Origin of the sequence: Micromonospora sp. NPDC047074 (genome assembly GCF_040643815.1) — a bacterium.
Taxonomy (GTDB): domain Bacteria; phylum Actinomycetota; class Actinomycetes; order Mycobacteriales; family Micromonosporaceae; genus Micromonospora.
In genome coordinates, this window is sequence record NZ_JBEYVB010000039.1 from 32,952 (window position 1) to 47,134 (window position 14,183).

15 protein-coding genes and 1 riboswitch are annotated in these 14,183 nt (G+C 71.2%); of the genes, 1 reads left to right on the plus strand and 14 read right to left on the minus strand.

Annotated features, from left to right (window positions below):
* Nucleotides 1-118: 118 nt before the first annotated feature.
* Together gcvP and ABZ809_RS29075 are read right to left on the minus strand one after the other, a co-directional pair.
* Nucleotides 119-2,974, minus strand: coding sequence for an aminomethyl-transferring glycine dehydrogenase (gene gcvP, locus ABZ809_RS29070; protein ID WP_357565810.1), 2,856 nt, complete (start codon nucleotides 2,972-2,974; stop codon nucleotides 119-121).
* 73 nt (nucleotides 2,975-3,047) lie between these two features.
* Nucleotides 3,048-3,147: riboswitch (glycine riboswitch) on the minus strand.
* 137 nt (nucleotides 3,148-3,284) lie between these two features.
* Nucleotides 3,285-4,187 carry an NAD-dependent protein deacetylase gene (locus ABZ809_RS29075; RefSeq protein WP_357565811.1) on the minus strand — a complete coding sequence of 301 codons (903 nt, stop codon included), beginning with the start codon at nucleotides 4,185-4,187 and terminating at the stop codon, nucleotides 3,285-3,287.
* 55 nt (nucleotides 4,188-4,242) lie between these two features.
* Between ABZ809_RS29075 and ABZ809_RS29080 the strand changes: the two genes are divergently transcribed.
* A complete protein-coding gene (locus ABZ809_RS29080) occupies nucleotides 4,243-4,902 on the plus strand; it encodes an NAD(P)-binding oxidoreductase (protein ID WP_357565812.1) in 660 nt (219 codons plus the stop codon).
* 37 nt (nucleotides 4,903-4,939) lie between these two features.
* On the opposite strand, the gene ABZ809_RS29085 is transcribed toward ABZ809_RS29080, so the two are convergent.
* The 12 genes from ABZ809_RS29085 to ABZ809_RS29140 form a co-directional block, all read right to left on the minus strand.
* Nucleotides 4,940-5,611, minus strand: coding sequence for a DivIVA domain-containing protein (locus ABZ809_RS29085; RefSeq protein WP_357565813.1), 672 nt, complete (start codon nucleotides 5,609-5,611; stop codon nucleotides 4,940-4,942).
* Between the two features lie 108 nt (nucleotides 5,612-5,719).
* On the minus strand, nucleotides 5,720-6,904 hold the full coding sequence (locus tag ABZ809_RS29090) for a globin domain-containing protein (protein ID WP_357565814.1): 1,185 nt from the start codon (nucleotides 6,902-6,904) through the stop codon (nucleotides 5,720-5,722).
* A gap of 2 nt (nucleotides 6,905-6,906) precedes the next feature.
* On the minus strand, nucleotides 6,907-7,302 hold the full coding sequence (locus ABZ809_RS29095; RefSeq protein ID WP_357565815.1) for a group 1 truncated hemoglobin: 396 nt from the start codon (nucleotides 7,300-7,302) through the stop codon (nucleotides 6,907-6,909).
* 484 nt (nucleotides 7,303-7,786) lie between these two features.
* Nucleotides 7,787-8,377: a MerR family transcriptional regulator gene (locus ABZ809_RS29100; protein WP_357565816.1), complete on the minus strand. Its 591-nt coding sequence runs from the start codon at nucleotides 8,375-8,377 to the stop codon at nucleotides 7,787-7,789.
* 187 nt (nucleotides 8,378-8,564) lie between these two features.
* Nucleotides 8,565-9,029 (minus strand): bifunctional nuclease family protein, encoded by a 465-nt coding sequence (locus ABZ809_RS29105; protein ID WP_357565817.1) that lies wholly within the window; start codon nucleotides 9,027-9,029, stop codon nucleotides 8,565-8,567.
* 177 nt (nucleotides 9,030-9,206) lie between these two features.
* The gene (locus tag ABZ809_RS29110) at nucleotides 9,207-9,908 is read right to left on the minus strand and encodes a MerR family transcriptional regulator (protein WP_357565818.1); all 702 of its coding nucleotides are present in this window, start codon (nucleotides 9,906-9,908) and stop codon (nucleotides 9,207-9,209) included.
* Between the two features lie 50 nt (nucleotides 9,909-9,958).
* On the minus strand, nucleotides 9,959-10,411 hold the full coding sequence (locus ABZ809_RS29115) for an FHA domain-containing protein (RefSeq protein ID WP_089000305.1): 453 nt from the start codon (nucleotides 10,409-10,411) through the stop codon (nucleotides 9,959-9,961).
* A 214-nt stretch (nucleotides 10,412-10,625) separates the two neighbouring features.
* The gene (gene gcvH / locus ABZ809_RS29120; RefSeq protein WP_357565819.1) at nucleotides 10,626-11,006 is read right to left on the minus strand and encodes a glycine cleavage system protein GcvH; all 381 of its coding nucleotides are present in this window, start codon (nucleotides 11,004-11,006) and stop codon (nucleotides 10,626-10,628) included.
* Between the two features lie 54 nt (nucleotides 11,007-11,060).
* Nucleotides 11,061-11,993: a DUF881 domain-containing protein gene (locus ABZ809_RS29125; protein ID WP_357565820.1), complete on the minus strand. Its 933-nt coding sequence runs from the start codon at nucleotides 11,991-11,993 to the stop codon at nucleotides 11,061-11,063.
* A gap of 10 nt (nucleotides 11,994-12,003) precedes the next feature.
* Entirely contained in the window at nucleotides 12,004-12,336 is a 333-nt protein-coding gene (locus tag ABZ809_RS29130) for a small basic family protein (protein WP_091588778.1), read from the minus strand.
* Nucleotides 12,333-13,268, minus strand: a complete 936-nt coding sequence (locus ABZ809_RS29135) for a DUF881 domain-containing protein (RefSeq protein WP_357565821.1) — start codon at nucleotides 13,266-13,268, stop codon at nucleotides 12,333-12,335. The genes ABZ809_RS29130 and ABZ809_RS29135 overlap by 4 nt, the downstream gene beginning before the upstream one ends.
* Nucleotides 13,265-13,843, minus strand: a complete 579-nt coding sequence (locus ABZ809_RS29140; RefSeq protein ID WP_357565836.1) for a CDP-alcohol phosphatidyltransferase family protein — start codon at nucleotides 13,841-13,843, stop codon at nucleotides 13,265-13,267. Before ABZ809_RS29140 ends, ABZ809_RS29135 begins: the two co-directional genes overlap by 4 nt.
* Nucleotides 13,844-14,183 lie beyond the last annotated feature (340 nt).

A 14,183-nucleotide genomic window follows, 5' to 3' on the forward strand; every position in this document is an offset into this window, starting at 1 on the left:
ACTCCGTCACGCACTTCTGTCGCGTCGACCCAGGCTAGTCCCCCGGTCGGGACACCAGCCGCCCAGGTCGGCGCAGCCCGCCGGGGCGGCACCATGACCGCCCCGGCGTGACGCGACGTCAGCTCTCGAAAGCCTCCGGCGCCGGGCAGGAACACACCAGGTTCCGGTCACCGTACGCGCCGTCGATCCGCCGCACCGGCGGCCAGTACTTCCCGGCCCGGTCCACCCCGGCCGGGTACGCGCCCACCGACCGCGGGTACGGGTGCGGCCACTCGTCGGCCGACACCATCGCCGCCGTGTGCGGGGCGTTCGACAGGGGATTGTCACCGGCCGGCCACTCCCCCGAGCCCACCCTGTCGATCTCCGCCCGGATGGCGATCATCGCGTCGCAGAACCGGTCCAACTCGGCCAGGTCCTCGCTCTCCGTGGGCTCCACCATCAACGTCCCCGCCACCGGGAACGACATCGTCGGCGCGTGGAACCCGTAGTCGATCAGCCGCTTCGCCACGTCGTCCACGCTCACCCCGGTCGCCTTCGTCAACGGCCGCAGGTCGAGGATGCACTCGTGCGCCACCAGGCCCTTGTTGCCGGCGTACAACACCGGGAAGTGCCCCCGCAGCCGCGCCGCCACGTAGTTCGCCGCGAGCACCGCCACCCCCGTCGCCCGGGTCAGCCCTGCCGCACCCATCATCCGCAGGTACGCCCACGGGATCGGCAGGATCCCCGCCGACCCGTACCGCGCCGCAGAGATCGCCGGCCGGTCCCCGGCGGCGCCCAGCGGATCGCCCGGCAGGAACGGCGCCAGGTGCGCCCGCACCGCCACCGGCCCCACCCCCGGCCCGCCCCCGCCGTGCGGAATGCAGAACGTCTTGTGCAGGTTCAGGTGCGACACGTCCGCCCCGAACTTCCCCGGCCGGGCGAACCCGACCAGCGCGTTGAGGTTCGCCCCGTCCACGTACACCTGACCACCGGCGTCGTGGACCTTCGCGCACAGCGACGCGATACCCGTCTCGTACACGCCGTGCGTCGACGGGTACGTCACCATGATCGCCGCCAGGGAGTCCCGATGCTTGTCGATCTTCGCGTCGAGGTCGACCAGGTCGACGTTGCCCCCGTCGTCGCAGCCCACCACGACGACCCGCATCCCGGCCATCACCGCGCTCGCCGCGTTGGTGCCGTGCGCCGACGACGGGATCAGACACACGTCCCGGTGCGCCTGGCCCCGGCTGCGGTGGTACGCCCGGATGGCCAGCAACCCCGCCAGCTCACCCTGCGAACCGGCGTTGGGCTGCACGCTGACCGCGTCGTAGCCCGTCACCTCCGCCAGCCACCCCTCCAACTGGGCGATCATCTCCCGGTAGCCGGTGGTCTGCGCCGGCGGCGCGAACGGGTGCACGTGCGCGAACTCCGGCCACGTCACCGGCTCCATCTCGGTGGTGGCGTTCAGCTTCATCGTGCACGACCCGAGCGGGATCATCCCCCGGTCCAGGGCGTAGTCGAAGTCCGACAACCGCCGCAGGTAGCGCAGCATCGCCGTCTCCGAGTGGTGACTGCGGAACACCGCGTGGGTGAGGAAATCCGAGGTCCGGGCCAGCGCCGCCGGCACCGCGTCGTCGAGCGGCCCCGCCCACCAGTCCTCACCCGGGCGCACCGGCGCACCGGCGACGGTCACGCCGAACGCGTCCCACACCCTGCGCAGGTGCGCGACGGTGGTCGTCTCGTCGCAGGAGACCCCGACGTGGTCCGCGTCGACCAGCCGCAGGTTCACGCCCCGCGCTGCGGCATCGGCGACGACCGCCTCCGCCAGGCCGGGAACCCGCACCGTCACCGTGTCGAAGAACGCCTCGTGCACCACCCGCACCCCGTCGACCAGCCGCAGGCCCGCCGCGAGCCGCACCGCCATGCCATGGGTACGCGACGCGATCTCCCGCAGCCCCTCCGGGCCGTGGTAGACCGCGTACATGCCGGCCATCACCGCCAGCAGCACCTGGGCGGTGCAGATGTTGCTGGTCGCCTTCTCCCGCCGGATGTGCTGCTCCCGGGTCTGCAACGCCAGCCGGTACGCCGGGTTGCCGTCCGCGTCCCGCGACACCCCCACCAGCCGACCGGGCAGCATCCGCTCCAACCCCGCCCGTACCGCCAGATAGCCGGCATGCGGCCCACCGAAGCCCATCGGCACACCGAACCGCTGGGTGGTGCCGGCCGCGATGTCGGCCCCGATCTCCCCCGGCGGCCGCAGCAGCGTCAACGCCAGCAGATCCGCCGCCACGGTCACCAGCGCCCCCGCGGCGTGCGCCGCCTCGACCAGAGCGGCCTGGTCCCGCACCACCCCGGACGCCCCCGGATACTGCAGATGCAGGCCGAAGAACTCCGCCGGCAACTCGTCGCGCGCCGTGTCGACGACCCGCACCTCGATGCCGAGCGGCTGCGCCCGGCCCACGATCACCGCGATGGTCTGCGGCAGGGTGTCCGCGTCGACCACGTACACCGGGCTGCGGCTCTTCGACGCCCGGCGCGCGAGCGTCATCGCCTCGGCCGCCGCGGTGGCCTCGTCGAGCATCGACGCGTTCGCCGTCGCCAGCCCCGTCAGGTCGGTGACCATGGTCTGAAAGTTCAGCAACGCCTCCAGCCGCCCCTGGCTGATCTCCGGCTGGTACGGCGTGTACGCCGTGTACCAGGCCGGGGCCTCCAGCACGTTACGGCGGATCACCGCCGGGGTGTGCGTACCGTGGTAGCCCAGGCCGATCATCGACACGGCCACCGTGTTACGCGCGGCCAACGCCCGCAACTCGGCCAGCGCCTCGTGCTCGCTCGCCGGCTCCGGCAGGTCCAGCGTGCCGTGCCAACGGATCACCTCGGGAATCGCCGCGTCCATCAACTCCTCGATCGAGGCGTGACCGACGACCTCCAACATCCGGCGCTCGTCGTCCGGATCAGGCCCGATGTGACGGGCGGCGAACTGCTCTGTGGTCATGGGCGGCACTCCCGGGGGCGAGGTCGACAGGTCGGCCTCCCCCTCTGTCGCGCCCGCACAGCGCTCCACAGTGCCTGCCCACGAGGTCCTTTTGCCTGAGAGGTTCCGGGGAGGATTTGCCCCTTCGGCGCCGCCCCGGGTGCTGCTGGGGCGGTCTCTCCCACGTGGGTGCTACCGGCATGGTCAACGCTACCAGCGCCCGGGACGGCCAGTGGAAGTCCCACCCCTGGTCATGATCACGGTGAGCCGCGCGGCGGTGACGGTCACCGGCCCCACGAGCCACCCGAACGCCCCGCCCGGCCCGGGCGGCCTACCCGCCGACGCCGGCCGCCCCCGCCGGCACCGCACCCCCGACGGCCGCACCGTCACCGGCCAGCCGGTCGGCCAGCGCCGGCAGCAGCCCACCCAGCGGCGCGTCGAGGGTCACCGCCGCGTACCCGTCACCCCGCGTCGGCCCCTGATTGACGATCACCACCGGGACACCGAGCTTCGCCGCCCGCAACACGAACCGGCGACCCGACATCACCGTCAACGACGACCCCAGCACCAACAACAGCCGCGCCCGCCCCACCATGTCGAAACAGCGGGCCACCCGCGGCGCCGGCACCGTCTCACCGAAGAACACCACGTCGGGCTTGAGCATGCCGGTGCCGCACAACGTGCAGTCGACCGTACGGAACCGCGTCACCTCGGCATCGGCGAGATCCACGTCACCATCCGGGTTCACCGCCCCGACCCGCACGTCGAACCCCGGGTTCGCCTCCCGCAACCGCCGGTCCAACTCCTCCCGCGACCCCCGGTTGCCGCAGTCCAGGCACACCACCTCGTCGAGCCGGCCGTGCAACTCCACCACCCCGGGGCTGCCCGCGGCGGTGTGCAACCCGTCCACGTTCTGCGTGATGATCCCCTCCACCAGACCGGCCCGCTGCAACCGCGCCACCGCCCGGTGCCCCTCGTTCGGGGCCGCCCGCGCGATCACCCGCCACCCCAGGTGGCTACGCGCCCAGTAGCGCCGCCGCGCGTCCGCGTCCCGCGTGAACGTCTGGTAGGTCATCGGGGAATGCCGCCGCACCGCACCGCTGGGCCCCCGGTAGTCCGGGATACCCGACTCGGTGGACAAGCCCGCCCCGCTCAACACCACGACTCCGCCGCCTGCCACCAGGCCGGCGAGCTCGTCGATCGTCTCCGTCACCCGTCCATGCTGCCTCACCATCCGCGCCTCGACGAACAAGCCGGGGCGGCCCCGGCAGCCGGCTAGGTTGACAGGTATGCGCGTCGTCATCGCCGGAGGACACGGCAAGATCGCCCAGCTCACCCACCGCGAACTCGCCGGACGCGGCGACACCGCCCTCGGCCTGATCAGAAACCCCGACCACGCCGCCGCGCTCACCGCCGCCGGCGCCCACCCCGTCGTGGCCGACCTCGAACACGTCGGCGTCGACGAACTCGCCGGCCACCTCGACGACGCCGACGCGGTGATCTTCGCCGCCGGCGCCGGACCCGGCAGCGGCGCCGCCCGCAAGGACACCGTCGACCGGGCCGCCGCCGCGCTGCTCGCCGACGCCGCCGAACGCGCCGACGTCCGCCGCTACCTGATGATCTCCGCCATGGGCGTGGAGGGCGAGCCGCCCGCCGGCACCGACGAGGTGTTCACCGCGTACCTGCGCGCGAAGAAAGCCGCCGAGGACGACCTCACCGGCCGCGACCTCGACTGGACCATCCTGCGCCCCGGCCGACTCACCGACGACCCACCCACCGGGCGGATCACCCTCGGCCGGCACGCACCGCAGGGCGCCGTCACCCGCACCGACGTCGCCCGGGTGCTGATCGGCCTGCTCCACGAACCCCGCACCACCGGACTGACCCTGGAACTCGTCGGCGGGAACACCACCATCGCCGACGCGATACACGCCGTCACCCCCGGCTGACCCGCACGCCGACGATCCACCGGCCGGCGCATCCCCGCTACTGCCGGGACAACTGCCCACCGCCCGCACCGACAGCCGGCGAACCCGCAGCACCCCACCGCGCCATCGTCCGCGCCAACTGCTCAGAACCATCGTCGAGATGCCGAGCCGCCGCCTGCATGTGCGAAACCATCATCTCCCCGTAGATCCGCAACGCCTCCCGGGCCGCCACCCCGTCATCGAAATCCGACCCGGACGTCGCCCGATAGTCCTGCACCACCCGCTCGGCCTCCTGCCGGGCCTCCTCCGCCGCCGCCCGCACGTAACTCTCGTACTGCGTCCGGGCGTACTCGGCGACCCGCCGCGCGTAGTCGTGGGCCTGCGCGATGATCTGCTCCGCCTCCCGCTGCGCCGCCGACAGCAGATTCACCTCCTTCGCCGCCGGCACCGCCGACACCACCGGAGCGCTCGGGATCACCCCGTGCCGGTGCAACTCCACATGGTCGTTGAGCCGCTCGTTCTCCGCCCGCAGCTCCGCGATCTGCGCGCCGAGCAGATCCAACTCGTCGGCCACCTGCACCCGGAACCGGTCCACGTCGGCGTTGTCGTACCCCCGCCGGGCGAACGAGGCCGTCCCGAACTCCCACCGACGCACCCGGTCGGCAGTCACCCGCACCGCACCACCGGAAACACCCACACCGTCATACCTGCTGATCGGGGTCGCGCTCACCGTGCCAGCCTTTCGTTCGCGACTGCGGGGCTCGCAAGCTCACTCCTCGCGCTCACCGTGCCAGCCTTTCGTTCGCGACTGCGGGGCTCGCAAGCTCACTCCTCGCGCTCACCGTGCCAGCCTTTCGTCACCTGTCCGGGAGACGGTCGCCTGATCCACCACGGTCCGCCACGTGGGGCCGTACCAGTGCCGGCCAGAACCCTCGTGGTGCAGCCGACCGGCCTGGTATCCGGCCCCGGACAGCGCCGCCACCGAATGCGACACCATCTCGTCCGAGCCGCACACAAAGACGTGCCGGGACCGCCAGTCGCCGTCGGCCAACGCCCGGTCCACCGGATGTGTTAACTCCCCCGGACGGTGCAGATCCGCACCCACCACACACGTCACGCTCAACCACGGAAACGACGACGCGAGCTTGTCGATCGCATCGCCGTCATAGAACTCGGTGCGCGTACGGGCACCCACGTACAGCGCCACCCGGCGCCCGGAACCCTCCGCGGCGACCTGCTCGACCAACGCCTTCACCGGCGCCCAACCCGTCCCCGCCGCCAACAGCAACAGATCCGCAGACCCCGCCTGCCGCAACGTGAGCCGATCCCCCACCGGCGCCGCCAGATGAAGCTGGTCACCCACCGCGCACCCGTACACCAGCCGGGACGACACCGCGCCACCCGGCGCCGCCCGCACGTGCAACTCCACCGTGCCGTCCGCGCGCGGCGCGTTCGCCGGGGAGTAGTACCGCCACGAGCGCACCGCCGGATGCGACACCCCGATCGACTGGCCCGCGGTGAACGGCAACAGGTACTGCGGCCGCAACGTCAGCACCGCGACGTCGAACGCGCGCCGCTCATGACCCACGATCTCGGCCACCCACCACGGCGGGTGCACCGCCTCCGCCGCCTGCGCCGCCCCCACCATCACCTGCGACACCAGCCCGTACGCGGCAGCCCAGTCCCGGGACAGCTCCTCCGTCCACCGGTCGCCGAGGAAGTGCCGCAACGTCGCCAGCAGCGCCTCACCCACCAACGGGTAGTGCTCGGCACGCACCGCGAACTTCCGATGGTCGGCGCCGAGACTCCCCAGGAAACCACTCAGCCGATCCACCTCGTCCACATGGGACACGATGTGCCCCAGCGCGGCGACCAGCCGGTCCCGCTGCCCCGCCATGTTCGTCGGGAACATCTGCCGGGTGTCGGGATGCGCCAGGAACAGCGTCGAATAGAAGAAGAGCGGCACCTGGTCACCGTGCGCGGCGACCAGGGACCAACTCTGCTTGAGCCGGGCGGCGTCCACGCTCAGGCGCCCGCCCCGTCGCCAGCCACCACCTGGTCCCGCACCTGTTCGAGCACCGACCCCACGTGCGCCAGGACGTCCGCCGGGACACCCAGCCCGGCCAACGTCGCGGTCAGATGCCCACCCACCAACGCGTAGTGCTTCTCCGAAATGCCCAACGGCTGGTGGGCCTCGGCCAGACCCCGGCCGGCGTACTCGTTGGGGCCCCCGAGCACCACCGCCAACATCAGCGCCAGGTGCCGACGCTGACGCGCCATGTCCACCGTGTCGAAGTAGCCCGCCAACTCCGGGTCGGCCAGCACCCGGTCGTAGAACACCTCGACGGCGGCCTTCACCGAACTCGCGCCGCCGATGCGCTCGTAGTGGGAGGTGGAGGCGGCGTCATCCGTAACCGTCACGGTCGTTCCTTCCTGGAGGGGGCCACGCGGAACCAGCGCGGAAAAGGGCGGACGGCCCGCTGGCACGGCATCCTTCAGCCGGCACCACGGCAACCGCGTGAGGGACCATAGCGCTTCGTGGCGCCCCGGTCACTGCCCCCACATCAGGCTTCCGACACCCATCGACCACAAGGAGTGACATTCGCGCACCCATCCGCGCCCACAGTCGGCAGCCGGGACGACACTCTCGGTCACTGCGGGAGATCGGCCGGTGGCCAAGACGCCTCCGACGTCGACACCGACAGGCCGCCGACACCACGGGCAGACACGCTGAGTCACCACAAAAACACCGAGAAAATCGCCACCGGTCACGTCACCGGATCCCGCGACACGGTACGGCGGTCACACACCGCCAACCGCGACGACAACGCCCCGCCAGCCTCCTGGGGCGGACCAGACACGCCACCAGGAACGGCTCCCGACGAGCCCCACCGAACGCGGGCGCTCAGCCAGCGCGCCGCCGCGCCCGACGGGCCGCCAACTCGTCACCCACCGGATCCGCCGCCGACGCCGGCACGGGCTCCACAGACGTCGCCGGCTCCGACGGCAGAAGCGACAGGGAACCCTGGATCTCCTTGAAGGCCCCACCGATCGCGATGCCGAACACGCCCTGGCCCCCCTGCAACAGGTCGACCACCTCCTCCGGCGACCGGCACTCGTAGACCGTCGTACCGTCGGAGATCAGCGTGATGCCCGCCAGATCCTCCACCCCACGCGAACGCAGCGCCTCGATCGCCTTCCGGATGTTCTGCAACGACACCCCGGCGTCCAACAGGCGCTTCACGACCTTCAGGACCACCAGGTCCCGGAACGAATACAGCCGTTGCGTGCCCGAACCCGACGCGTCCCGCACACTCGGCACCACCAGACCCGTACGCGCCCAGTAATCCAACTGCCGGTAGCTGATGCCCACCGCGTGACAAGCCGTCACACCTCGGTATCCGACGGCACCGTCACCCTCGGTCGCCCAACCCGGCGGCGCCACACCCGGCTCGTCCAGCCCAGTACCCGGATCGAAATCTCGCGGCTCGTGCATCCGGACAACCTCCCCGCCAGTGCGGTGACACGTCGTTTCCGGGACGTGCACCCCTCGACAACGGCAACCCTATAGCCGCCTTCAGGAATTGCCCCGCAGGAACCGTCGCGACACGCCGCAACACGAGAACGAAGATCACCCACGACATCGGGACGCCACCGAAAGTGACAATCCCGGAAAACCGGAATCAGCCGGCGAAATCCTCCGGACGCACCTGGTCCAGGAACTCGCGGAACTTCTCCACCTCGTCCTCCTGCTCGTCCGGGATGACGATCCCCGCCTCACTGAGGACCTCTTCGGCACAACGAATCGGCGCACCAACCCGCAACGCCAACGCGATGGAATCACTCGGCCTCGCCGACACCCGCACCCCGTCACCCAGCAACAGATCGGCGTAGAAGACGTTCTCCTTCAATTCGGTGATCTCCACCGCCTGCAACGGTGCCTTCAACGCCGCCAACACATCCCGCAGAAGATCATGGGTCAACGGCCGGGTCGGCTTGACGCCCTGCTGCTCGTAAGCGATCGCCGTCGCCTCGACCGCACCGATCCAGATCGGCAGATAGCGGTCACCCTCGACCTCCCTGAGCAGGACGATCGGCTGGTTACTCGGCAGCTCCACCCGAACCCCGACCACGCTCAGCTCGCGCACCGCCGCCTCCGTGTCGTTGTCACCTACGCCGCACCGCGCCCTTCCCTGCACGGTACACGGACCGCGACACGGCCGTCCCACGCGCTACCCGCACCACGCCCGCGCCAGAAAGGGGTTACCCCGGCAAGCCTACGACACGCTTCCCGGGGCAGATCTTTCCGCACGGCCCCCGCCGGATCACCGACCCAACGTCGACCGCAACCCCACCCGCACCAACGCCGCATGCAACTGCTGCGACAGCGCCACCAACTCCCGCGCCGTCTCCGCCGCCCGCGCCCGCGCCGCCGGATCACTCTGCCGCACCAACGGCGCCACCAACTGCGCGAACAGACCGACCTCCCGATCCGCCGCCGTCCGGTAACCCCGCAGGTGACGCGGCTCCAAACCGTACGCCGCCAGACCCGCCACCGCCCGCGCGATGATCAACGCGTCCTCGTCGTACCAACCCGGCGGATCCGACACCACCACACCGAGCCGCTCCAACTCACCCAGCGTCGACTCGTCGATCCCACTACGCGCCACCAGATCCACCCGGCCGAGCCGCACCTGCGGCGACCCGGCCGGCTCCTCCGGCACCCGCCCCGGAACCTCACCGTCCGGGCCAACCGCCACCAGGTTCGGCCGCTGCCGACCCGCGGACTCCCCGGACGCATCCCACTGCGCCAACTGATCGCGGATCACCCGCAAAGGCAGATACTGGTCCCGCTGCGCGGTCAACACGAAACGCAACCGCGCCACGTCATCCCAGCTGTACTTCCGGTAACCCGCCGCCGTCCGCTGCGGCTCCACCAGGCCCTCGGCCTCGAGAAACCGCAACTTCGAAATGGTCACGTCCGGAAAATCAACCCGCAGCTGACCCAGCACCTCGCCGATACTCATCAGCGCACGGGCACTGGCCGCCCCGGGCGGCGTGGAGGCCGCAGGCTCGTTCACCCCCGGCCGGCCCCCTCCTCCGGGCGCGGACCGGCGATGAACACCACCCGGAACTTACCGATCTGCACCTCGTCACCATTGCTCAACGTGGCCGCCTCGACCCGCTCCCGGTTCACGTACGTGCCGTTCAGGCTCCCCACGTCCCGCACCGTGAACGTCCCACCGTCACGGTGGAACTCGGCGTGCCGCCGCGACACCGTCACGTCGTCGAGGAAGATGTCACTGTCCGGATGACGGCCACTGGTCGTCACATCGTGATCCAACAGGAACCGGGCACCCGCGTTCGGACCCCGGCGAACCACCAGCAGCGCCATTCCCGGCGGCAACGAACCGGACATCCGGCTCGGCACCACATCGGTGTCCGGCCCCTCCAGCACTTCGTCGAGCGAACCGAGATTGAGCGTCGAAGTGACGTCGAGTGGGGGGAACTCGTCGTCTGGGCGCGTCATGGGACCACCTCACGGATCTGTTCGGTCGGCGTCGGGTAATGGCGGGTCTGGCCGCCGGGCACTCCAACACCCGGCGGCTGGCTCCCCGTGCCCAGGAAGGCAACTCCGCAACGCTCAACTATTGGGTTCTCGGTCGACTGGGCGAGCCTAGCCAGCGCCGAAATGCAGGGCAACCGGACGCGCGGACACACCCGCCGCGCCCGGAGGGAACACCTCAGCTCTCGGTGAGCTCACGATAGGCGTCCGCGGACAGCAGCCCCTCGACCGCCGCCGGATCGTCCGGAGTGATCTCCACCAACCAACCCGCACCGTACGGATCAGTGTTGATCAGCTCAGGGGTGTCGCCAAGCGCCTCGTTGCGCGCCGCCACCGTGCCACCGAGCGGGGCGTAGATCTCCGACACGCTCTTCGTCGACTCGATCTCACCCAGCGACTCACCCGCCGCCACCACCGCGCCCGCCTCGGGCAGCTGGACATACACGATGTCACCCAGGGCGTCCTGCGCGAAGTGCGTGATGCCGACCCGGACAGTGCCGCCGCCGTCACCCGCCACCCACTCGTGCTCGGCGGTATACCGCAGATCCTCAGGAATCACCAGACGCGTCCTTCATCCATCGGCGCACCGGAAACCCGGTGCGAGCCGCGCCGGTCAGGAGACCGGACGGGCGTGTTCCAGCTTGATCGGCGCGTGCAGCGCCGAAACCTCGGCGACCTCACGATCCTCGACGATCAACTTACCGCCGTCACCCGTCACCGACGCCACCACCCCGCCAGGAATGTTCAAAGCCGTACGCATCGTCGCCGGATCACCGATCACCGTGATCGTGAACGGACCCGTCAACCGCCGTCCGTCCACCACCAACGACCCGTTCTCCCCATCCAGGAAGTACGTCGACGCGATGATCCGCACCGTCGCCCGGTCACCCCCGGAAACCTGCATCGCCTCCGCGCCCGCACCCCGCAACTCCTGCACGGCGTCCAGCACCCGCGACGCCGAAATCGGCTTCTCCCCCGCCTCGAACCGCACCGACAACCCCGGCCCCCGCGCCGGCAACGTCCCCGCCAGGATGCCCAACTCGTCGGCCCGCCGCGTCGCCTCGTCCAACGCCGCCTGCCGCCCCTGCTCGCCCGAACGCAACTGCCGCTGGCTCTCCTCCAACGCCGCGATGTCCTGCCGCAGCCGGACCTCCCGCGAATTCAGGTCGTACAGGATCCGGACCAGGTCCTCCTGCCGCGTCGCCCCCACCGTCGGATCCATCGACGTCGACTTGAACTGCACCACCAGGGTGAACCCCAGCAACGCCAGCAGCACCGCGATCATCACCCCGGCCGAACTCAGCCGACGCCGCGACACCCCAGCACCGGCGGCGGCACCCGCCGGATCCGCCGCCGGCTCCTCGTCCGGCCGTTCCACCGGCGACTCGACCGGCGGCGCCGACCGCTCCGGCGCCAACGGGCTCAACTCATCCGGATCAGGCGCATCCGGCCGCGGATCAGGCTCCCCCGCCGGACCAGCCGGCCGCCCCGGACCCGCCGGCTGCGGCCAACCCGTACCCGTCTCGGTGTGCTCGTCGCTACTCATCGCCACAAACCTACGCCCGGAACAGGTGCCGACGGATCGCCGCCACGTTTCCGAAAATCCGGACCCCGAGCACGACCACCACGCCGGTCGACAGCTGACCGCCCACCCCGAGCTGGTCACCCAGGTACACGATCAACGCAGCCACCAACACGTTCGAGATGAACGACACCACGAACTGCTTGTCGTCGAAGATCCGGTCGAGCTTCGCCCGCACCCCACCGAACACCGCGTCCAGCGCGGCCACCACCGCGATCGGCAGGTACGGCTGCAACGCCGCCGGAACCGTGGGGTCGAGCCACACCCCGAGGACCACACCGGCGAGCAACGCCAGCACCGCGATCATCGACCACCTCCGGAGGGGCTGGGAGACGTCCTGGAACCGGTCGGCCCGGGACTGACGGAACGGTCGGCCGACGGCGACGGGCTCACCGAGGGCTGCGCGTAGCGTAGCCGCGGCTCCGGAGCGGCCGGCAGGGTGAGGTCCTCAGCCTCACGCACCCCGAACGACAACCCGGTGTCCTCCGCCACCTTCCGCATCGTCAACGCGCTGCGGCTGTCCTCGTACCGGTCCCGCATCGACCCCGGACCGATCGCCGACACCTCGTACGGCCCGGTCACCGGCCGGAAGTCCACCAGGATCGCCTGCCCCGCCGAACGGATCGTGGACGTGGCCGTCAACCGCTGCCCATTGATCGCGATCGCCTCCGCCCCGGCCGCCCACAGGTCGTTGGCCACACCCTGGAGATCGCTGTAGATCACCCGCGACGGGCCGACGTCCGCCCCGGTCACCGCGTCCGGCTTCTGCGGTGCGTCCGCCAGCCGCACCACCACGCCGTCACCACGCACCCGCCCCAGACCCGTGCCCGCCTCCAGGTTGCGCAACCGCGCCGCCTCCGAGCCACCCAGCGCCGCCGCCCGCTGCCGGGCCACCTCCGCACGCAGCTCGTCCGCCCGCACCGACAGCCGGTCGGTGTCGGTCTCCCGCTGCCTGATCTGCTCGACCAGGCCGGACCGGGCCTGACTGCGCCCCGGCTCTGCCTCCAGCGTCTGCCGGTACGCCACCGCGAACAGGAAACCCAACGCCACCGCCACGACCAACGCCACCGACCGCGCCGACCAGTGCCGCCAACCCGACGGCGGCTCCGCCCGTTCCCGGCGCCGGGCCGCCGCGTCGGCGTACCCGGGATCCAAGGGGTTGCGGAACAACTCGGTGAGGAAGTCCGGGGCGTAGACCCGGTCGGCACGCCCCCGGCCCTCGCCTGGCGTACCCGTCATGCCGACGCCCCCCGGGCCCGCACGGCCCGGACCAGACGCCCGGCCTGCACCACGTAGAGCGCGCCGGCCACCCAGTAGAGCACCAGGCCCCACCAGGCCAGGCCCCAGCCGATCGCCCCGGCCACCGTCGCCGCCTCCGGCACCGCGGCGGCGAGCAGCAGGACCGGGAAGGCGGCCAGCAGCAGGAAGGTCGCTGTCTTGCCCACGTAGTGCACCGGCGGCGGGCCGTACCCGTGGCGGCGCAGCACCGCCAGCGAACCGAGCAGGAGCAACTCCCGAGCCAGCAGCGCCGCCGTGAACTGCCAGGGCACCACCTCGCGCGCGGTGAACCCGAGCAGGGTGGCGAGGATGTACAGCCGGTCGGCGAGCGGATCGAGCAGCTCCCCCAGCCGGCTCACCTGGCGCAGGCGGCGGGCGATCCAGCCGTCCACCCAGTCCGTGGTGCCACCGATGGCCAGAACCACGATCGCGGCCACGTCCGCGTGCGCGACGAGCAGCAGGTAGAGGAAGAGCGGTACGCCGAGCAGCCGGACGAAGCTGATGAGGTTCGGCAGCGTGAGGACGCGGTCGCCCACGACGGGCGCGTTCGGATCGGCCGGGGCCTCCGGATGCTCGTCCCGAGCCGACGGACGCGACACCGAACCTCCTCCGCGACACGCTCCGCGGGCCCCGCCGCAGCCGGGCGCGTGGAGAACGTGGGCGCTGTCGGGCCGACTGACGCCGGCGCCCCTGCGGACCCCGGACGGGGCCTTCGCCTGACGCGGCCCGCGATCGTCGTGATCGCGGGCCGGCTGACTGCGCTGCCACTATATCGGGCCGCCGTCGCCTCCTCGGAGCTCAGGCGGCCCGCTGCGGTGCTGGTCGTTTCGTGCGTGTGGGACGTCACTACGCCTAGAGCATCCTAGGACACCAGTG

What these genes read in the sequence shown, in the direction of transcription:
- ABZ809_RS29080 (WP_357565812.1), top strand. Translation starts at nt 4,243, where the DNA reads ATGCGCGTCGTCATCGCCGGAGGACACGGCAAGATCGCCCAGCTCACC.
- ABZ809_RS29075 (WP_357565811.1), bottom strand. Translation starts at nt 4,187, where the DNA reads ATGGTGAGGCAGCATGGACGGGTGACGGAGACGATCGACGAGCTCGCC.
- ABZ809_RS29135 (WP_357565821.1), bottom strand. Translation starts at nt 13,268, where the DNA reads ATGACGGGTACGCCAGGCGAGGGCCGGGGGCGTGCCGACCGGGTCTAC.
- ABZ809_RS29100 (WP_357565816.1), bottom strand. Translation starts at nt 8,377, where the DNA reads ATGCACGAGCCGCGAGATTTCGATCCGGGTACTGGGCTGGACGAGCCG.
- ABZ809_RS29130 (WP_091588778.1), bottom strand. Translation starts at nt 12,336, where the DNA reads ATGATCGCGGTGCTGGCGTTGCTCGCCGGTGTGGTCCTCGGGGTGTGG.
- ABZ809_RS29115 (WP_089000305.1), bottom strand. Translation starts at nt 10,411, where the DNA reads ATGACGCGCCCAGACGACGAGTTCCCCCCACTCGACGTCACTTCGACG.
- ABZ809_RS29110 (WP_357565818.1), bottom strand. Translation starts at nt 9,908, where the DNA reads ATGAGTATCGGCGAGGTGCTGGGTCAGCTGCGGGTTGATTTTCCGGAC.
- gcvP (WP_357565810.1), bottom strand. Translation starts at nt 2,974, where the DNA reads ATGACCACAGAGCAGTTCGCCGCCCGTCACATCGGGCCTGATCCGGAC.
- ABZ809_RS29125 (WP_357565820.1), bottom strand. Translation starts at nt 11,993, where the DNA reads ATGAGTAGCGACGAGCACACCGAGACGGGTACGGGTTGGCCGCAGCCG.